This is a genomic window from Enterococcus sp. BWT-B8, assembly GCF_020567625.1.
In the GTDB taxonomy this organism is placed as follows: domain Bacteria; phylum Bacillota; class Bacilli; order Lactobacillales; family Enterococcaceae; genus Enterococcus_L.
Genome location: NZ_JAJDJV010000012.1, coordinates 1 through 20,273 on the forward strand (window position 1 = coordinate 1; position 20,273 = coordinate 20,273).

A 20,273-nucleotide genomic window follows, 5' to 3' on the forward strand; every position below is an offset into this window, starting at 1 on the left:
TTCCTTTCTAGTTGGTTTTGTGGTGATTCTATTCTAGCGGAAATGTTGTGTGTCTTCCTTGTTTTTTAATGAGAAAATAGGACCGATAGATTTTTTTCTATCAGTCCAATAAATTATAGAGCCCTTTTTTTAGTGAAACCAATTATATAAAAGTATTTTTCGCCTCAATCTTACCATTTGAATAATGGGACTATGGGACTGATGAATCATCTCTGGTATGCGCTACCTCTCTAGGACAATAAATGGTCGTTACCAGCGAAAATTACAAGTGTTGACACCAATAGAATACCATAACCAGTACTACAAAGCAGCTTAAGTTCTTGTATAAGTTTTATCTGATAAATTGAACTTATTTATCAGATAAAACTTATACAACAGTCAAATGATAGTGCGACAGTTGTTTCTTCAAATAAAGCAAAAAACTACCCTTCATAAATCGAAGAGTAGCTTTCAAAATCTTTAATTATTTCACTGTCCTCTTGACGGGTAGTTCACCACTCTGGCTCATCAGTTCCATAAATTATAGAGCCGAAAAAAAGAGTGTTCAGCCATACCTTGGCTTAAACACTTCTTTTCTCTCTTCTCTTTTTCTGGGAAACATTTGTTGTTTTATACGGTACCAGTGATTTAATATAGAGCTAAACCAATGACAGTTATTTTCTTCATCTCAAAACAAGTGTAGATGATTTTTTTCATAAACTGACTGAGATGGATTCTGTACTGGTAGTTGTCGGAAAACCAATCCTTTCCAGTAGCTTAAATTTTTCATCGTTAACCATGAAAAATAATTTAGTAGTACCAGCTTCTATTAAACCATACATATGCTATCACTTTCATATTTTCACATTACTTTTGCCAACTCATAAATCAAGATTTCATTTATCTTTTCACTGGAGAAGGTAATAGTTGCTGCTGATGTTTTTGGAAAAAAGCGGGCACTAGCAACATGCTTTCCTTCATTCAAAAACAATTCACTGGAAGTAGATTCTAAATACCATTGATACTGGTATAGAGGCTCATCCAGAATTAGTTCCCTAACTTCAATCTCTCCATTGAACCAATTTAAACGGTTTAACTGTACCTTTTTTTCGGATGCATCATAGTTAAAATATAGATTGTCATTTATACAATAAGAAAAGTTTGAGAACCCCTGATAATTTTCTGAAAGCAGCTCTAATCGGCAATTTGGAAATGTAAAGATTTCATTTTGAACATTAAATTTTGTTTCTGCAGTTCTTAGCTGCTGCAACTCTGCAACTGGTCGCTGAATCAAGTGATCGTCTTTAACCGTCAGCTCTCTGGGAATTGTCAGCATATGCAGCCACCCCTCTTCTATCGTAGGTACCGTTGTCTCCTGTTCAGGAAACATTGAACCCATCCAGCCCAAAGAAAGTACTCGCCCATCTGCTTTAAAGCTTTGAGGAGCATAATAATCAAATCCCCAGTCAATCTCGCGCATGTCCATGTCTGTTGAAAATATGCCGTTTTCAAATTTTCCACTACGATAAACAGTCTGATTCAAATTTTTATAGTGTATGTCACCTTCTTCAATTCCTTGAGGTGAATAAATAAAGATATCCTGCTCCTCAAAGTGAAGCAAATCAGGACATTCCCACATATACCCGTTTTGTTCAAGGATACGTTCATCACCGGCTCTCAGAAATAGTCTAGGTCCCTCCCACTCAATTAAGTCTTTGGAAAAGTAGACTAATGCTTCTCCTTGTTTTTCATTGGTTTGAGCACCCAATAACAGGTACCAGCCCTGTTGTTCAGGATCGTACCAAACCTTCGGATCACGAACATGACGTGTGTAGCCTTTAGGGTGAGGGAAAATCGGGCCAATTTTTCTAAATGTAAAACCATCCTCTGATACAGCCATACATTGATAACTGAGATTTATTCCGGTAGCATCAATCACATTTCCTGTATAAAACACATATAATTTTTCCTGATATTCAACTGCACTTCCCGAATAAACACCATCTTTATCAAACCATTTGTCAGGGAACAGAGCGATTTCCGCTTGTTGCCAATGAATTAAATCAACTGAATAAGCATGCCCCCAGCATTTATTTTCATGTGTTGTATTTTGAGGGTTTAGCTGATAAAACACATGGTAGAATCCTTTAAATTTGATTAAACCATTTGGATCATTTAATAATCCTTTCTTTGGGAAAATATGATAGCCTAATGAATAGTCTATTTTTTCAGTTTGTTCATCCAAAAATTCAACACCCCCAACTTTTCTTCTCTTAATTTATCACTATATCCAAACATGTAAGTTAATGCAAAGGCAACTCCTATTGAAACCAAATTAGCCAATACATACTGAATTAATTGACCATTTAAATAAAGCAATGTTCCCGGAATTACAGTTATTGACATGCCTGTTCCGGCTAAGCTCATTAAGCTTGCTGTAAAACCACCTGCTGCCCCTCCTATCAGTCCCATGATAAACGGTTTTACATAACGAAGATTCACACCAAAAATAGCTGGCTCAGTAATCCCCAAAAATGCAGATAAAGCGGATGGAAACGCCAAAGCTTTTAATTTAGAAGAGTTGGTTTTAACAGCTACAGCCAGAGTTGCTCCCCCCTGTGCTGCTATTGCACAGGTTATAATCGCATTAAATGGATTAGCACCTGTATTTGCCAACAGCTGCACTTCTAAGAAATTAAAAATATGATGGATTCCTGTTACTACAATTAGCTGGTGGGAGAATCCGATTATTAATCCTGCCAAACCAAATGGCAAATCTAAAATCCACTCAGTAGCATTCAACACCACTGTTTCCATTGAATGGAAAATCGGTCCTATAATCATTAAAGACAGCAGACTCATTACTAGTAATGTAAGAACTGGTGTTACTAAAAGATCCAATGTATCAGGAATTACTTTTCTTAATGATTTTTCAAATTTAGCACCCAGAACACCGGCAATAAATGCAGGTAAAACAGTCCCCTGATAACCCACAATTGGAATAAAGCCTGCTATTATGAGAGGGTCAGCTGATCCGTCGGCGATTGCATATGCGTTAGGCAGAACCGGATTTACCAGCATCAGACCCAAAACAATCCCAATAACAGGACTTCCTCCAAATACCTTAAATGTTGACCAGGCAATTAATGCTGGTAAAAAGGCAAAAGCTGTATCTGTCAAAATTTGTGTATATAATAAAAAATTTGGATTAATTGCTTCAGGTGTTGTACCCAAAACAGCCAGTATCTGTGGTTGTGTCAATAACCCTCTCAAGCCCATAAACAAACCGGTTGCAACTAAAACAGGAATAATCGGTACAAAAACATCCCCAAAAGTTCTCAACATTTGCTGGAACCAATTTCTGGATTCAACAGCTTCATCTTTTATTTCAATCTTTGATGATTCATTGCCCCCTAATTTAGTTATTTCATCATAAATTTTATTTACCGTTCCTGTTCCAAAAATAATTTGATACTGTCCCGAATTAAAAAATGCTCCCTTTACCTTGTCAATTGACTCCACCTTTTCTTTATTAATCAACGATTCATCATTCACCATAAGCCTTAAACGTGTCGCACAATGAGCGGTGCTCCTGATATTTCCAGCCCCTCCTATTGCTTCAATAACTGCTTTTGCAATCTCACGATTTTCCATCTTTCTTTCTTCCTCCTTAATATGGAACCGTTCCCACATTCGATTCAAAGATGTGGAACCGTTCCCTTTTTCATCAGAATAACTGCTTTTCATTAATATGTCAATCAAAATTTTGAAGCGATAGGTACCGCAGTTTCTCCTGCAGTTGCTTATCGCTTCTGATCCATCTATTTATTTTTAAAATAACCGACACTATCCCGATACAACAAGTCTATAGGAATTTCAGGAATAGAGTCTATTGTTTCTCGATAAATCAGCTTTTCCATACAATCTGAAGCAAGTGCTCCCAACCTCTCATGATGTAAGTCAATGGTAGTTAAAGATGGATAAACATAGTCTCCAATAGAATACCCCCCAAAGCCAGCAACTGAAACTGTTTCCCCTATCGTTATTCCCAGCCTGTGTGCCGCTTTCATCAAACCAATGGCTATATTATCTGTAGCCGCAATATAAAGACTTCCCTGTGGAGCTTGAAACTCTTCATATCCCAGATGAAATGCATCTTCCACTTCAAAACCTGTCTCCAGAAAAGTGAGCTGTATTCCCTTTAGTTGAGAGAATCCGGCAATTACTCCTGATTTTCTTTTCACACCAACCTCGATATCCTGTTCAGTAACTCCCACGTAAACAATCTTCTGATGTCCAAATTGAAGTAAGCCTTCAGCTAAATATATACCCGCCTGATAATTATCATGAGTTAAAGAAGTAATTCGTTCATCTTCTTGTCCTAAAACCAAAACCGGTACTTTTAAAGTCTTAATTGTTTCTATATGCTTTTCAGTAATAGCTGTTGCCATTAAGATAATGCCGGCAACTTTATTCTGCTCCAGATTATGTAAACTCTCAATTTCCCGATTTATATTTAACTCTGTATTAACCATCAACAGCTGGCGACCATACTCGCGCTCTTTCCGCTCAAGACCAACTAAAGTGCTGATAGCTGATGGAGAATTAATTCGTGGTAAGATAACACCTGTAAAATTACTTTTCTGTGATTTTAGATTACGGGCGAATTCGTTCGGACTATAATTATGTTTTTGTATAATTTTTTCAATTTTTTCAGCAGTTTCTTTACTTACATAGCCGTTATTGAGATAGCGGGAAACTGTACTTTTTGAAACCCCGGCTTCTTTTGCAATTCCTTTAATAGTAATCATAAATTACCTCCATAAAAGTAGCTTATCTTTACAATAATTCAAAAGTCTGGGTAAATCAACAAGAATACAATTTTGAATTTACCTATTTTTCACTAAATGCTCTATTATATCAGTAGTTACAGAAGCTGTCTTCTAAACAAATGAAATACATTTCAAAATACTGTTAGTTCAATGATTTTCTGTATTAGTTTCAAAAATTAGTGAACGTTTTGTTTTACAGATTGAGGAGGAGGGGATCAACGTTTATTGTTACGTATTTATGTTTGAGAACAATGAAATGGGTGAGTCTGAACAGGCAATGGACTTTGAAGTGAATAGGGGAAGAATGATTAATATGATTCCAATTCCATTGGAAAATGGTTAAATGAATGCATTTATGACTAATCTTCCAGCAACAATCATGAGAGAATAAATTCTTGAACTCTATAATAAGTACTGGGAAATCGAGAAACTCTGGCAGATAATAAAAAACAAATTAAAAATGAAACAGGTTTCGGGCAGAGGCTTAACTTGTGTCTATCAAAATTTTTTAGCCTGAGGATTTGTTTACAATATGGTTCAGGATATGAAGAGTCATTTAAATCAGAGTCAGAAAGAGACAAAAGAGAAAATCAATGAAAATATAATGATTGGGTTGTGGAAAGATCAGTTGATTGACATTATCTTTGAAAATGACAGCAAGGAAAAAAGGCTTCGGTTCAAAAAGTTGGCAGAAGACATTCTGCTATGCTTCGAGTAATTGGAGAAGCCCTTGTACTATGACTTGAATTGAAATGAGTGTTCCACGATAAAACACCTATTTTTTATAAAATAGTAATTATCAAAAATTTCATCTTATTGTCAAAGAAATTTCTTTGACGGTTATTTGAGACATACAAACATTGCTCCTGAGATTACTCGTTGCACTGGAAGGTTCTAAAATGTACCCAGTAACCGCAGGTAACAAAAAGCTTGTCGCTTCCATGTCTATATTTTTCACTGCACTATACTTCGTTCTGATCTCATCACTTTCTAAATGGCAAAGCCATTAAGAATTGAAGGACTTCGTTCCGATCCTCGAAGCATGTCTGGGGGGCATGTATGAACTTGCTCCTACGCTTCTTCGAATGCTCGAATCATACAAAGACTGGAACACCGTTTATTCGGTTTTAAGGATCTCAGACATACTTTTGTCACAGTCCCTTGAAGGATTCCGTTCTGATCCTCGAAGCAGTTATTGTTCGCCTCAAGTTGTCAGTTCCACTTTTGTCAGATTTTTTAGTAGAAGGATATACGTATGATAGTCAAATGAATTAGCGAGTATTCATTCCAGAAAGAGAAGCCATTAATATAAAGACTGGAAGACTGTTTATTCGCTCTTAAGGGTTCAGGACATATGAATGCCACAATCTCTCCTTATATTTTTCTTGTTCAGAGGCTAAATCCTTTCATATTGTTAGTTTAAAAAAAGCCAAATTACAGGTTGTTTTCTGCCCGCTGAATAATCGATTCGAATATCGCTTCATTATAAGTAACCGCTGCTCCGTGTCCGCAAAAAATTTGTTTCAGCTGAGTCTGTTGGGTTAATTTTTTTACAGATTGAATTGCTTCCTTTCTATTGTTCGTTGCCAACGCAGGGAATGGAAAGAGCCAGCGTGTATCACCTGAAATTGCCAGTCCTCCCCTTGTCTGAAGAAGGTCCCCAACATAGGCAGAATCATTTCGTCTATCAATTAAAGAGATAGAACCGTTAGTATGACCGGGTGTTTCATATATTGACAAAGAGCCGATGCTGCTGCATTCATCCAGCAGAAGATCTGGCTGAACCGGCATATTTATATTTTTTACATGATTAGAACTATCCTCAAATTCTTTTCTGCCAATACATATTTTTGCTTGGGGGAAATGATCTTTTATTTTGGTGAGGTCCCCCGTATGATCCGAGTGAGCATGGGTAATGACGATGTATTTTAATGGCAAATTGGTTTCTTCAATGGCTTTAATGATGGACTTCGCTTGTCCGTTTTTGCTGCAGTCAATCAGTGTGCAGAAATCGTTTTCCAGGATAATATAACAGTTTATTGGAAATATCCTGGGCATAGTAATCAGTTGAAGTGAGTATGTCTGCGGGTACCTAATAATTTTCATCAGCTTCCTCCTTAATCTCTTCAAAAACAACCTCAATAAAATGATCTAAAAAATGAACAGCATTGTTCTTTTGCCAATACTTGAGTAGCTCCTGAAAATTTTCCGGATAAGGAATCTGTTTTAAAAGATCCAGAATTGACTGATAATGTACAATGGTTTTTTCCAGATCAGTGATTTTCTTTTTTAGAAGCTTCTGACCTTCCAAGTTGCATGCTTCTGATAGCTCCTGATCAAAAAGAATTAGAAAGGCTTTGATTTCTTTTAGTGAGAAATGAGCGTATTTCATAACAACAATGTATTTTAATTTTAACAAATCATTTTGGGAGTAGAATCTGTAATTATTATCTTTTCTTTCAGGAAAAATCAGTTTTTCTTTTTCGTAGTAACGGATTGTGTCCTTTGATAAATGAGTCATTTTAGCCGCTTCATTAATTGTCCACATAGTCTTCATAGTAAATCCTCCTTGCATTTATCATAACATTGAAGTAAACTCCACAGTCAACAGAGAAAATAATTTGTCAGGAAAAGCTTTATTTTCAGTAAAGTATAAGCTTTCTTCTTTATTTACTGTTTCAAATTCGATATAATTATGGTCAGTAATAGTCAAGGGAGAAGGATGGATATGATGAATAATCAGAACACTTCTGATTTGATTGAGGCGTATTTGAAAAAGATTTTAGAGGAAAGCAATAAAATTGAAATTCGTCGTGCAGAAATGGCTAACTTGTTTAACTGTGTTCCCTCCCAGATAAATTATGTAATAAACACTCGTTTTACGATTCAGCGTGGTTATGCGGTTGAAAGTAAGCGGGGCGGAGGCGGATATATTCGGATTGCTAAGGTTCATTTGTCAGACAGTACACAACTGTTGGATCAGATTGAAAAATTTATCGGTGATCAGCTGTCAGAGAAAGATGCACTGACTTTTGTGCAGAAATTATATGAGGAAGAAGTTATTACAAAACGGGAAGGAAATATTATGCTTGCCGCTTTAGGAAAAAATGTGCTGGGAAAATTTGGTGCAAATGAAGAATTTTTACGGGCTCAGTTAATGTGTTCTTTTTTAGAACGTCTGAGCTATGAGGAGGAATAAACTATGGATGAGTTATTTACAGAAAGTGCCAAGGCTGTTTTAGCTATTGCACAGGAAGAAGCAAAATATTTTCGGCATCAGTCGGTAGGTTCAGAGCATTTGCTGTTGGCGTTGATCATTGAATCGAATGGAATTGCAGGAAAAACACTGCGCCAGTTAAATGTTGATAAAAATGAAGTGAGAGAAGAAATTGAACATCTGGTAGGTTATGGGGTTGTAAAATCTTATCCCAAAGGTATCTATTTACCTTATTCTCCTCGTTCAAAACAAATTTTTGCTTACTCAGGTGAAGAAGCAAAGCGGTTGGGTGCTCCAAATATTGGTACGGAGCATTTACTGCTGGGTTTGTTAAGAGATGAAGATATTCTAGCTTCACGAATTCTGGTAAATCTAGGCTTAAGTCTGGTTAAAATTCGCCAGCTGCTGATGAAAAAAATCGGAATCAATGATCCGCAGATGGCCATGTCCGGCAACAAGCGAAAAAATCAAAAAGGCGGATCGGTTCAAAAAGGCGGAACTCCGACTCTTGATTCATTGGCGAGAGATTTAACGAAGCTGGCGAGAGAAAACACTCTTGACCCAGTTGTTGGGCGATCAAGTGAAGTGAGAAGGCTTATTCAGATTTTGAGTCGACGTACAAAAAACAATCCAGTGCTGGTCGGTGAGCCCGGAGTTGGTAAAACGGCAATTGCAGAAGGATTAGCTCAAAAAATTGTGAACGGGGAAGTTCCTCAGACGATGCAGGATAAACGACTGATGATGCTTGATATGGGCGCACTGGTAGCTGGAACAAAATATCGCGGTGAATTTGAAGATCGACTGAAAAAAGTAATTGATGAAATCTATCAGGATGGTCAGGTTATTCTATTTATTGATGAGCTGCATACCTTGATTGGTGCCGGAGGAGCAGAAGGAGCAATTGATGCATCTAACATCTTAAAACCTGCTTTAGCTCGTGGAGAATTACAGACAATTGGGGCAACAACATTAGATGAGTATCAGAAGTATATTGAAAAAGACTCTGCTTTGGAAAGACGGTTTGCCCGTGTTCTTGTTGATGAACCCACACCGGAAGAAGCAGTTGAAATCTTAAAGGGACTGCGTTCCAGATATGAAGCACATCATGGCGTGGAAATTACAGATGGTGCACTGCATGCAGCAGTTCAATTATCTGTTCGTTATATTAATTCGCGTCAATTACCGGATAAGGCAATTGATTTGATGGATGAATCTGCTGCCAAAGTCCGTTTGGATTTGACAGATGAACCGTCCGCAGTCAATGCGCTTCGCAGTGAGATTCAGGAACTGGCAGATGAAAAGGAAGAAGCCATTCAGGAGCAATCCTTTGAAAGTGCAGCCCGTCTGCGCCAAAAAGAGAAAAAACTGATGCAAAAACTGGAAAACCTGCTGCTTCTTGAACAAAAAGAAGCGTCCGGCTATACGAATAAGGTGACGGAAGAAGATGTTGCTTCGGTAGTTTCTCAATGGACAGGGGTACCTTTACAGCAGCTGGAGAAAAAGGAAAGCGAGCGGCTGATGGAGTTGGAAGCTATTCTTCATAATCGGGTTGTGGGACAGGATGATGCAGTGCGTGCTGTTTCAAGGGCAATTAGAAGAGCAAGAAGCGGGTTAAAAGATCCAAACCGTCCAATTGGTTCATTCATGTTTTTAGGCCCAACTGGGGTTGGTAAGACTGAGCTGGCAAAAGCTCTGGCTGAGACAATGTTCGGCAGTGAGGATGCCCTAATTCGAGTAGATATGTCCGAGTTCATGGAAAAATACAGTACCAGTCGTTTAATCGGTTCGCCTCCAGGCTATGTAGGTTATGAAGAGGGCGGCCAGCTGACAGAAAAAATTCGCCAGAAACCTTACTCAGTAATTCTTCTGGATGAAGTGGAAAAGGCCCATCCTGATGTTTTCAACATTTTGCTTCAGGTCTTGGATGATGGTCACTTGACGGATTCAAAAGGCAGAAAAGTTGATTTTAGAAATACCATTTTGATTATGACATCAAATATTGGTGCAACAGCTATCCGTGAAGAAAAAAATGTAGGTTTTAATGTAGCTGATTTGACGAAAGACCACAATGCTATGCAGAAACGAATTTTGGAAGAGCTTAAGAAAGCATTCCGTCCGGAATTCCTGAATCGGATTGACGAAACAATCGTTTTCCGTTCGCTGGATCAGGAGGAGATTCACAAAATCGTTAAAATTATGAGTAAGGCGATTATTACCCGAATGGCTGAGCAGGATGTTTATCTGAAGATTACTGCTGCTGCAATCGATGCCATCGGAAAAGTCGGCTTTGATCCTGAATATGGTGCAAGACCTATCCGTCGGGCACTGCAGAAAGAAGTGGAAGATCGCTTAAGTGAAGCGTTGCTGTCTGGTCAGGTGCACTTGGGTGATAAAGTAACGATTGGTGCAAGCAAAGGAAAAATTACGTTAAGTGTGAAAGCCCCGAAAGAAAAGAAAGAATTACAAACAATTTAAGAATAAAAACAGATGGAGCAGAAGTTAACTGTTCTATCTGGAGAAATAAGCTGGATTAAGGGGCACAATCTCTTATTTCGGCTTTTTTCTGAGCGGATAGAATCAATACCAGTATTTAAAGGCTGGAAAGTTTTCAGGGAAATATAGAGGATTTATGTATATACGTTTTTCCGGCAATTTAAAATTCTTTGTGAAAAGAGGAAGAAAACGCTGAGCTCTATTGGAAAGTTTGTGAACCTGTGATACTATGAAACAGTCGTTGAAGGAGGCAGCAAAATGATTGAAATTATAGCAACAGCAGAGTCTGTTGAACAGGCGGAGTTACTGTTGAAAGCAGGCGTGGATACATTATATATTGGTGAGGAGACATTTGGGTTGAGACTGCCGGCTTCGTTTTCACGGGAGGAACAAAAAGAAATTACAGAATTGGCACATACCGCTGGAAAGCGCCTGATAGCAGCAGTTAATGGAATTATGCATCCGGATAAGATGAAGCATGTTCCTGAGTATTTGCACTTTCTGGCAGAAATAGGGGTTGACCAGCTGACTGTCGGTGATCCGGGTGTGATTTACACGCTGCAGAAAGAAAAAATCGATATTCCATTTATTTATGATGGGGAAACAATGGTTACAAGCTCAAGACAGATTAATTTCTGGGCAAAAAGAGGAGCTGCAGGTGCAGTTCTGGCTCGGGAAGTTCCTTTTGAAGAGATGATGAATATGTCGGAACAGTTATTGGTTCCTGCGGAGGTTTTGGTATATGGTGCAACTTGTATCCACCAATCTAAACGGCCTCTTTTGCAGAACTATTACAATTATATTCAGGCTTCAGAAGAAAAAGGGAAAGAGCGGGGCTTGTTTTTATCCGAACCTAAAAAAGAAGAAACCCACTATTCGATTTATGAAGATAGTCATGGTACGCATATTTTTGCAGATAATGACATCAGTATGATATTAGAGCTGGATAAATTATATGACTATGGGTACAAAACATGGAAGCTGGATGGAATTTATGCCCCGGGAGAAAATTTTGTTAAGGTTGCAAAGCTGTTTGTAGAGGCGAAAGAAGGTTTAGAAAGCGGAAACTGGACAATAGAGAAGGCTGAACAGATACAGGAACAAATTCAGCAACTTCATCCTGAAAACAGGGGACTTGATGAAGGCTTTTTCCACTTAGATCCGGATGCTATCAGATAAAACAATTGCAGTCAGCGTAATTAAAGGATTCACAATAAAGCACATAGCTAACTGGCCATTCACAGAGCGATCAGCAGAAACACAGCGGTCAAATTAATTATTAAGATTAAGAGAAATGAGGAACAGAGGAAGATGGAAAAAGAACGAACATTGAAGCGTCCCGAGGTGCTGGCACCAGCCGGGACGCTGGAAAAATTAAAAGTTGCAATCCGTTATGGAGCGGATGCTGTATATATCGGTGGAAATGCGTATGGGCTCAGAAGCCGTGCCGGTAATTTCACCTATGAAGAGATGCAGGAGGGTGTGGCTTTTGCCGGAGAATACAATGCCAAAGTGTATGTGGCAGCAAATATGGTCACCCACGAAGGAAATGAAGAAGGAGCTGGAGAGTTTTTCCGTGAGCTTAGAGACTTGGGAATCTCTGCGGTAATTGTTTCCGATCCGGCATTAATTGAGATATGTGCAGAAGAGGCTCCCGGATTGCCGATCCATCTTTCAACACAGGCTTCCGCTACAAATTATGAGACACTAGAATTTTGGAAAAATGAAGGGCTGGAGCGTGTAGTTCTGGCTCGGGAAGTATCCATGGCAGAAGTTGCTGAAATTCGTAAAAATACAGATGTGGAAATTGAAGCATTTATTCATGGTGCGATGTGCATTTCTTATTCAGGACGCTGCACTCTGTCGAATCATATGTCAATGAGAGACGCAAACAGAGGCGGCTGTTCACAGTCTTGCCGCTGGAAATATGACTTGTATGATATGCCCTTTGGCACAGAACGTCGAAGCCTGACCAAGAGCGGTGCAGTTGAAGAAGAATTTTCAATGAGTGCGGTGGATATGACCATGATTGAGCATATTCCAGAGCTGATTGAGAATGGTGTAGACAGTTTTAAAATCGAAGGACGCATGAAGTCTATTCATTATGTGTCTACTGTTGCTAATGTATATAAAAAGGCGGTGGATTCCTATATGGAAGACCCCGAAAATTATGAATGCAAACAGGAATGGGTGGATGAGCTATGGAAAGTTGCACAAAGGGAGCTTTCCACAGGATTTTATTATCATACCCCCAGTGAAGAAGAGCAGTTGTTTGGCCCGCGCCGAAAAATTCCTGAATATAAGTTTATTGGTGAAGTAATGGGCTATGATTCCGAAACAAAAACAGCGACAATTCGACAACGTAATCACTTCAGTGTAGGAGATGAGATCGAATTTTATGGCCCGGGGTTCAATCATTTCTATCAAACGGTGGAAGTAATGTACAATGAAGATGGTGAGTCAATTGACAGGGCACCGAATCCAATGATGCTTGTTACGATGCCTGTTGCTCAGCCGGTTTCAGTTGGAGATATGATTCGGAAAAAGAAATAAGAGAATATGCTGGGATCAGCGGACATAATTATTGTATTTTAGGTGAATTATGAGGAGATTGTCCCAAAGCTTCTCCATGTGACGAGTAATCGCAGAAGCAGTTATGGTAAGAATTTTTGTAAATTCTTACCCACAAGAGCTTGCTTCTACACTTTTTCGAATGCTCGTCATATATCCTATGGTCATTGTAAGATATGCTGACGCTTTTCCAAATAGACGCGTTTATATTGAAAATCAAACATGGTCCTTCGATTCTTAGTGGCTTTGCCATTTAGAAATTGATGAGATCGAAACGAAGTGTAGTGAGACTTGTAGATACAAGAATTTTTCCGTAATAGAAAGTCGGTTATCAGAATGGTATGCAGTGCTCCGGTGGGAAATTTTGTCAGAATTTATTCCATATACAAAGAGATAGATAACCGCAGAGGCATATAAAGACTGGAAGACCGATTATTCGGTATCAAGAGGTTGTGACAGAAGTGTTCTGTCTCAAGAACCAGGTAGGTAACATGCATCATCTACTCTGACGAGTCAATCGTAGTGATTTATGTCAATAAGTCGGACTATACGAAAATTGTCAAGGAACACTAGTCATAATATGACTAGCTGTGAATTGATACCTCCCTGGAGCTACTCATATTTTCAGTATAGTCCGACTTATTTCCGAAGAGACAACTTCTGGAACACCGTTTATTCGGTTTTAGGGATCTCAGACATACAGACCCTTTTTCTTAAGCAGAGGAGGATAAAAAATGGTTAAAGAATATGATTATATTGTGATTGGCGGCGGAAGCGGCGGTATTGCTTCTGCAAATCGCGCCGGTATGCACGGAGCAAAGGTACTGCTGCTGGAAGGCGGAGCGATTGGCGGAACTTGTGTAAATGTCGGCTGCGTACCGAAAAAAGTGATGTGGCAGGCCAGCAGCATGATGGAAATGATGACTCGGGATGCAGCGGGCTACGGTTTTGATGTAGCCTTGCGTTCATTTGATTTTTATCAGCTGGTTCAGCATCGTGAAAAATATATTGAATTTCTGCACACCGCTTATCAACGTGGATTGGACAGTAATCATGTAGAGCGTATAAAAGAATATGGCATCTTTGTTGATAAGCAAATAATTAAAGCAGGTGGTGAAAGATATACAGCACCCAATATTTTGATCGCAACAGGCGGACGTCCGAGTAAATTAGGAATTCCCGGAGAAGAATATGCCATTGATTCCAATGGATTTTTCGCTTTGGAAGAATTACCTAGACATATAGTGGTGGTGGGTGCAGGATATATTGCCGCTGAACTTGCTGGAACAGTACTTGGCTTGGGCAGCGAGGTTCACTGGGCATTCAGAAAAGATCACCCTTTACGCAGTTTTGATGAAATGCTTTCTTCAAAAGTGGTTGAGCACTATGAAGCAGATGGGATGAAGCTGTATCCTAATTCTGTGCCTAAATTTATTGAAAAGAAAGATTCAGGAGAGCTGGAAATAGCTTTTGAAAATGGGCAGACGATTATAACTGACTGTGTTCTTTTTGGAACAGGCAGAGAGCCCAATACGGATCAATTGGGATTAGAAAATACTTCTATTGAACTGGACGAAAAAGGGTACGTTAAAGTAGATAAATATCAGAATACAACTCAGAAGGGGATCTATGCTGTTGGAGATGTGATTGGCAAAATTGATCTGACTCCGGTTGCAATCGCTGCGGGCAGACGGTTGTCAGAGCGTATTTTTAACGGTAAGACAGATGAACACCTGGACTATGAGACCATTCCTACTGTGGTATTTACGCATCCAACTATTGGAACAGTAGGACTTACTGAGCGAGAAGCAGTAGAAAAATATGGTCAGGACCAAATAAAACTTTATACATCCAGCTTTACTCCAATGTATTTTGCTTTGGGTGAATACCGTCAAAAATCTGATATAAAAATGATCTGTGTCGGCAACGACGAAAAGATTGTCGGTCTGCATGCAATTGGCCTAGGTGTTGATGAGATGCTGCAGGGCTTTGCCGTTGCAATAAAAATGGGGGCAACAAAGAAGGATTTTGACAATACAGTTGCTATTCATCCAACAGGAGCAGAAGAATTTGTTACGATGAGATAATTGTTGTCTCAATAAAAAACAAAGTAATGCAGTATCCAAGATAATTCTGGATGGTGACATTTACTATGGTACGAGTATTAGAATTGTCAATCCTGAAACCTTTCATATTCAAATATTCGTACCAATACTGGAATATGAAAGTTGTACTGACATAGAACCAATGAATGTTAACTAAAAAAGGCTCAATCGAAAGTTATATGAAGTGCCCCCAAAAAGTCTAACTTTTTGGGGGCACTTCAATATCTAAACTTCCAATTGGGTCTCTTTCAGTTATAAAAGTATTTTTCTTATGATGTCCGCACCAAGATTTTCTCCGTAATTTCCAATAGTATTCTTTTTGTCTGTTTTTCTGTATCAGGTAGTTTCTGAATGTTTTTCAGTGCTTTTTTTGTATAGGCGTCAGCAAGCTGTTGTGCTTTCTTTACACCGCCAGACGTATGTACAAGCTGATACACGGCTTGTGTATCTTCTGCGGATAATTGATCTTTTTTCTTCAAGTATGGCAGCAGTTCTTTTTTGTTTTTCTTCAGTGCATAGAGCAGCGGTAGTGAATAAACACCTTGTTTCATGTCTTCCAGAACAGGTTTTCCTATATGTGAAGAAGACTGTGTGTAGTCAAGGATGTCATCAATAATTTGAAATGCCAACCCAATATTTTTGCCAATCTCTTTGCATTTATTGGCAAACTGAAGTGAACAGCCGCTTTCATAGGCACCAATAAAGCAGCTTAGGGCAAAAAGTTCGGCAGTTTTTCCAGAGATATTTTCAATGTATTGATCAACAGTCATTTCTGTGTCATATCGAGTATCCATCTGTCCCAATTCTCCTGACAGAATTTTATCGATACTTAAGGAGTTCAACTGAATACTTTTCAGTGAAGAGGAGTAGTCAGCTAAAAGCTTAAAACAGCAAATCAGAAGATAGTCTCCAGCATAAACAGCAGTTTGATTACCGAATTGTGAGTGTATTGTCGGCAGGTTTCTGCGGATATCCGCTTCGTCAACAATATCATCGTGAATCAGTGTCGCAGTATGCAGCATTTCAAGGGACGCAGCCAAGGCGACTGCCCGTTCTTGATTTTCTTCTTTTCCGAATTGAGAAAACAGCAGCTGATATGCCGGTCTTAGCAGCTTTCCCCCCGAACGAATCATAGATAAGATTGCCTGCTCAATCTCTTCATTTTTTATTTGAATATTCCTCTCCATTAAAGACAGTGTAGTTTCCAGTTCTTTGGCTAAAGAGGGATAGGGTTCCCACATTTGATGGATCTTCATAGAATAGCTCCTTCAGTTCGTTTTAAAAAATCTCCCATTTTTGTTTCGTACTCTGTTCGTAATCCAATTGAAATTTGCGAAGAGTCTGCACATGTTTTAATAAGTAATTTGCTGCGATGCCAATGGCGATCCCTGACAGTAATCCAAAAAATGACAGAAATGGCAGATAGAGCATTGGAGCCCATGACTGAGCAAAAAATGACGTTGTAAAAAGTTGTCCGACATTATGCAGGAAACCGCCAACAGCACTGATTCCGATGATGCTGACGCGTTTAGGACCAAGCTGCTTGACCAGAATCATTCCCAAGTAGCTGAGTAAAGCTCCGCTTGCACTGTAAAAGAACGTGGAAAGCGTTCCACCTAGAAGCGTGGATAAAACAAGGCGCATACAAATTAAAAACAATACCTGATTTCTCTTCATCGTAAAAATCGCAATAATTGTGATTAGGTTCGCCAGCCCCAGCTTTGCTCCGGGAGCAAAAGAAAAAGGGTAGGGGATCATGTTTTCCAATAGAGAAATAATCACACCTTGCGCAACCAGCATGGAAATATAAATTTCTTTTTGTAATTTCGTCATATATTTTTCCGGCAATCTTAGTAAATCAGACTGCCGTCCTCATTTCCGTCTGAAGCTTCGACTGTAATAAATAAATTATGCGGCAGGCAGGCGATTGGTGTTTCTCCAGGTTTTGAAATCCAGCCACGGCGGACACAAGCCAAATCACCGCAGTTTGCTTCTTTTATTCGTATCCTGCTGCCGTCCACTTCTATCAGGTTATAATCCCCGTCAGGATCTTCGTATTTATATGTATAAGAAGGAGTTCCTTCCTTCAAATCAAATGTTTTGACTATTTTGCCATCAACTTTTAAAACAGCCTGCAAGGTAACGTCTTCATTGCTTTGTATACCGAATACAACCAGAGGGAGAAAAGAACTGACTGCTAAAATAATAATAATAATAACATCCCAGGGACGTAAGTAGCTTTTTTTGATGAAGTCTTTTACGTTCATAATTCTCCTCCTTAGATATACAGTCTCTGTCTCTTTTATTAATGATAATCTAAATCTTATTTTTTCAATAGGAATAAACTTAAAGTTAGTGTGCTAATTCTTCAATTAGCCAGTTAAAAGGTTGATAAAAATCAGTCCTCATTATTCGAGGTTGTGACAGAAGTGTTCTGTCTCAAGAAATAAGTCGGAATATACGAAAATAGCTACTCATATTTTCAGTATAGTTCTACTTATTTCCGAAGAGACAGCTTCTGGAACACCGTTTATTTGGTTTTAGGGATCTCAGACATACTTTTGTCACAGTCCCAATTTTCTGCAGTTAAATCATCGTAAGCTGACTTTTTTGCTTCAACTGTCATCCGATCAGTAAAATAAGCTTAGATATCCCAGCCTGTTTTAGCTTCTTCGGCTTTTTCAGCTACATAATAAAAATACTTATTCATTCGTTTCAGGCAGCGGATAAAGAGATTAAAGACTGCTCGCTGCGGTGAATGACGGGTTTGTAAACAGAATCCAGTTTTAGGTGCGAGAATCCGAGGTTCTTAGCACCTAGGTATTGTATGCGGCTTTCCTTATTTTTATTGAAAGAAGAATGTATGCAGTAAATTGTATAAGTGAAAAGAAAGTTCTAGGCTGATCCCCTAGAACTTTCAATCGTTACCATCCTCTATTTGGTGCCGTATCTTGATTTCGGTGTACCGTACCACCATTTACCCAGTTTACGCTGCAGCCAAGGAATTACCCAGCGGTCCAGCCCAATTGCCCGACCGGAACCGTTCATCAAAGCAAGAGCAACGAAAATAAACCAGATGTTTACCCAGTAAAACATTCCTGATAGACAGAAAGCTCCAACTAAACCAATTGTAACTGCACTTGATAACCAAGTGAATAAACCTGCAATTAGTGCCAAAGCAATTAATACTTCAACAATTGTCATGAATTTTTGGAAGAACAATGCCACTTCCTGATTCGGCATCATGAATTTCATTACGCTTTCGAACCATTTTGGCATGTGCTCAAAGACCATCATTGGTTCTTCACCATATGCATAGCTCAGACCAAAATGAGCTGTTTGAGTCACTGCCTCCGCAGCTGTATCAGCTGCTCCGCTGGCTGCCGTTGTTGCTTCAGCTACTTCTGAAGCTCCGGATGTTACTTGTTCCTGAAGCCAAGGGAATGGGAAGACAACTTTGTCAGTAAACCATGATCCTTCACCAAACCAAGTACTTGGGTTCAGATAATCGCCGGTACCGACAATTTTTTTCATTGATTCCACCAGCCACATCATTCCGTAGAAAATACGCAGGGGAACACTCCATAAGACATTTCCATAACGTGAAGAATGTCCTCTGGTAACATTTCGATCATCTTTAATGTGGAAGAATTCATGCATCATATACTGGAACATGTAGTATCCTGAACGAATATCAAAGAAATACTTCAAGTTGACAATATGTTTCATGATGATAGCAAGGAAGCCGCTCAGATGAATCTTGTCAAAAAGATTCGCCACACCCCATTTTGCACCAATTGAAACCATGAAGCCTTGATAATTCCCTTTAAATTTATGTTTTTCTCCGCCTTTAATGCTTGCTACAATGTTTGCAGCAGCAGTATGACCAGTTTGTTCAGCAGCCTGAACGATTTGCGGTGTCGGAGTATCAGGGAATTCTTCGTAATACACCAAATCTCCAATGATATAAATATTTTTATCTTCGTATCCTTTTGCCTGCATGTATTCGTTAGCGATCAAACGATTTCCGCGGGCAGCTTCCAAACCGAAATCAGCAGCATCAGAAGTTGCTTTTACACCTGCTGTCCAAATCAGTGTGTGTGTTGGTACTTCTGAGCCGTCTTCTAATTTAATGTGATCTGCTGCAACTTCAACGATAGGAGAGCTTTTCAGTAGTTTTACCTGTTTTTTCTCCATGTAGCGTTCTGCCTTGGCTGCATCATTACGAGTCAGCATATTAAGGATAGTCGGCATTGCTTCAACTACCATTAAAGTAAATTCACTTGGATCAAGTTTTGAATCTTTTGCCAGACGATCTTTCCAGTCAATCAGCTCGCCAATCATTTCAATTCCTGTAAATCCTGAACCGCAGACAACAAAGGTCAGCATTGCTTTACGAACTTCAGAATCTGGTTCGATGGCAGCTTTTTCTACTGTTGCTTCAATATGTTCACGAATTTTCAAAGAGTCCTCAAATGACCACAGAGTAAAGCCGTTTTCTTTAACACCGGGAGTGCCAAAATCGTTTGGTTCTCCTCCCATACCGATAATCAGTTGATCGAACTCGTAAGATCCTAATTTTGTTTTGACAATTTTGTTGTCTTTATCAATTCCAGTGACTGTATCTGTAACTAGATGAACATTCTTTTTACGTGAGAATAACCGCTGCAAGTCGTATTGAATAGCTGTTGGTTCTACACGTCCTCCTGCTACTTCGTGCAATTCTGTCATCATAGTGTGGTAAGAATGACGATCGATCAATGTGATCTCAACATCGTCCTTTTTCAATTTTTTTGCTAAAAATTTAGTTGCTGAAACTCCAGCATAACCCGCACCTACAACGACAATTTTTTGCTTTGTCATTGATAATCCGCTCCTTAACCATAATAAAAGTATAATATTGATCATAATTTCGCAATCGTGTTTAATTATATAGCGACTTTAGTCATTTGTCTAATAACAATTCACAGATTTTGAGAAATAAGCGAATTTACATTAGAAACTTGTGAAAAACTGATAAATATTTGCTTTTATTTCGTCCGGATATTGACATAGATGGGGAATTAGTTAGAATGT

The 20,273-nt window shown here is 38.9% G+C and carries 13 protein-coding genes and 1 pseudogene; 5 read left to right on the forward strand and 9 right to left on the reverse strand.

Annotated features, from left to right (window positions below):
• Positions 1 to 841 precede the first annotated feature (841 nt).
• From LI951_RS11365 to LI951_RS11385, 5 genes and pseudogenes are all read right to left on the reverse strand, one after another.
• On the reverse strand, positions 842 to 2,224 hold the full coding sequence (locus tag LI951_RS11365; RefSeq protein ID WP_229442259.1) for a glycoside hydrolase family 32 protein: 1,383 nt from the start codon (positions 2,222 to 2,224) through the stop codon (positions 842 to 844).
• 23 nt (positions 2,225 to 2,247) lie between these two features.
• Positions 2,248 to 3,633, reverse strand: a pseudogene (locus tag LI951_RS11370) (sucrose-specific PTS transporter subunit IIBC); the annotation flags it as partial.
• A gap of 167 nt (positions 3,634 to 3,800) precedes the next feature.
• Entirely contained in the window at positions 3,801 to 4,790 is a 990-nt protein-coding gene (locus LI951_RS11375) for a LacI family DNA-binding transcriptional regulator (protein ID WP_229442261.1), read from the reverse strand.
• A 1,455-nt stretch (positions 4,791 to 6,245) separates the two neighbouring features.
• Entirely contained in the window at positions 6,246 to 6,917 is a 672-nt protein-coding gene (locus LI951_RS11380) for an MBL fold metallo-hydrolase (RefSeq protein WP_202066217.1), read from the reverse strand.
• Entirely contained in the window at positions 6,904 to 7,368 is a 465-nt protein-coding gene (locus LI951_RS11385; RefSeq protein ID WP_202066219.1) for a MerR family transcriptional regulator, read from the reverse strand. Before LI951_RS11385 ends, LI951_RS11380 begins: the two co-directional genes overlap by 14 nt.
• 174 nt (positions 7,369 to 7,542) lie before the next feature.
• On the opposite strand from LI951_RS11385, the gene LI951_RS11390 reads away from it, so the two are divergent.
• From LI951_RS11390 to gor, 5 genes are all read left to right on the forward strand, one after another.
• On the forward strand, positions 7,543 to 8,010 hold the full coding sequence (locus tag LI951_RS11390) for a CtsR family transcriptional regulator (protein WP_202066221.1): 468 nt from the start codon (positions 7,543 to 7,545) through the stop codon (positions 8,008 to 8,010).
• Positions 8,011 to 8,013: 3 nt separating this feature from the next.
• Positions 8,014 to 10,503 carry an ATP-dependent Clp protease ATP-binding subunit gene (locus LI951_RS11395; RefSeq protein ID WP_202066223.1) on the forward strand — a complete coding sequence of 830 codons (2,490 nt, stop codon included), beginning with the start codon at positions 8,014 to 8,016 and terminating at the stop codon, positions 10,501 to 10,503.
• A 276-nt stretch (positions 10,504 to 10,779) separates the two neighbouring features.
• Positions 10,780 to 11,700, forward strand: coding sequence for a peptidase U32 family protein (locus LI951_RS11400; protein ID WP_229442262.1), 921 nt, complete (start codon positions 10,780 to 10,782; stop codon positions 11,698 to 11,700).
• Positions 11,701 to 11,832: 132 nt separating this feature from the next.
• Entirely contained in the window at positions 11,833 to 13,074 is a 1,242-nt protein-coding gene (locus tag LI951_RS11405; RefSeq protein ID WP_202066227.1) for a peptidase U32 family protein, read from the forward strand.
• Positions 13,075 to 13,826: 752 nt separating this feature from the next.
• The gene (gene gor, locus LI951_RS11410; RefSeq protein WP_202066230.1) at positions 13,827 to 15,179 is read left to right on the forward strand and encodes a glutathione-disulfide reductase; all 1,353 of its coding nucleotides are present in this window, start codon (positions 13,827 to 13,829) and stop codon (positions 15,177 to 15,179) included.
• A 287-nt stretch (positions 15,180 to 15,466) separates the two neighbouring features.
• Here the strand turns inward: gor and LI951_RS11415 are convergent, their stop codons facing one another.
• The 4 genes from LI951_RS11415 to LI951_RS11430 all read right to left on the reverse strand — a co-directional run bounded on the left by LI951_RS11415 (position 15,467) and on the right by LI951_RS11430 (position 20,060).
• Entirely contained in the window at positions 15,467 to 16,453 is a 987-nt protein-coding gene (locus tag LI951_RS11415; protein ID WP_229442263.1) for a polyprenyl synthetase family protein, read from the reverse strand.
• 22 nt (positions 16,454 to 16,475) lie between these two features.
• The gene (locus LI951_RS11420; protein ID WP_202066234.1) at positions 16,476 to 17,030 is read right to left on the reverse strand and encodes a Gx transporter family protein; all 555 of its coding nucleotides are present in this window, start codon (positions 17,028 to 17,030) and stop codon (positions 16,476 to 16,478) included.
• A gap of 17 nt (positions 17,031 to 17,047) precedes the next feature.
• Positions 17,048 to 17,464, reverse strand: coding sequence for a NusG domain II-containing protein (locus LI951_RS11425; RefSeq protein WP_202066244.1), 417 nt, complete (start codon positions 17,462 to 17,464; stop codon positions 17,048 to 17,050).
• Positions 17,465 to 18,131: 667 nt separating this feature from the next.
• Positions 18,132 to 20,060 (reverse strand): NAD(P)/FAD-dependent oxidoreductase, encoded by a 1,929-nt coding sequence (locus LI951_RS11430; RefSeq protein ID WP_202066246.1) that lies wholly within the window; start codon positions 20,058 to 20,060, stop codon positions 18,132 to 18,134.
• Positions 20,061 to 20,273 lie beyond the last annotated feature (213 nt).

Coding starts and splice junctions, on each gene's coding strand:
- LI951_RS11415 (WP_229442263.1), bottom strand. CDS start 16,453: ATGAAGATCCATCAAATGTGGGAACCCTATCCCTCTTTAGCCAAAGAA.
- LI951_RS11400 (WP_229442262.1), top strand. CDS start 10,780: ATGATTGAAATTATAGCAACAGCAGAGTCTGTTGAACAGGCGGAGTTA.
- gor (WP_202066230.1), top strand. CDS start 13,827: ATGGTTAAAGAATATGATTATATTGTGATTGGCGGCGGAAGCGGCGGT.
- LI951_RS11420 (WP_202066234.1), bottom strand. CDS start 17,030: ATGACGAAATTACAAAAAGAAATTTATATTTCCATGCTGGTTGCGCAA.
- LI951_RS11390 (WP_202066221.1), top strand. CDS start 7,543: ATGAATAATCAGAACACTTCTGATTTGATTGAGGCGTATTTGAAAAAG.
- LI951_RS11425 (WP_202066244.1), bottom strand. CDS start 17,464: ATGAACGTAAAAGACTTCATCAAAAAAAGCTACTTACGTCCCTGGGAT.
- LI951_RS11430 (WP_202066246.1), bottom strand. CDS start 20,060: ATGACAAAGCAAAAAATTGTCGTTGTAGGTGCGGGTTATGCTGGAGTT.
- LI951_RS11375 (WP_229442261.1), bottom strand. CDS start 4,790: ATGATTACTATTAAAGGAATTGCAAAAGAAGCCGGGGTTTCAAAAAGT.
- LI951_RS11405 (WP_202066227.1), top strand. CDS start 11,833: ATGGAAAAAGAACGAACATTGAAGCGTCCCGAGGTGCTGGCACCAGCC.
- LI951_RS11395 (WP_202066223.1), top strand. CDS start 8,014: ATGGATGAGTTATTTACAGAAAGTGCCAAGGCTGTTTTAGCTATTGCA.
- LI951_RS11385 (WP_202066219.1), bottom strand. CDS start 7,368: ATGAAGACTATGTGGACAATTAATGAAGCGGCTAAAATGACTCATTTA.
- LI951_RS11380 (WP_202066217.1), bottom strand. CDS start 6,917: ATGAAAATTATTAGGTACCCGCAGACATACTCACTTCAACTGATTACT.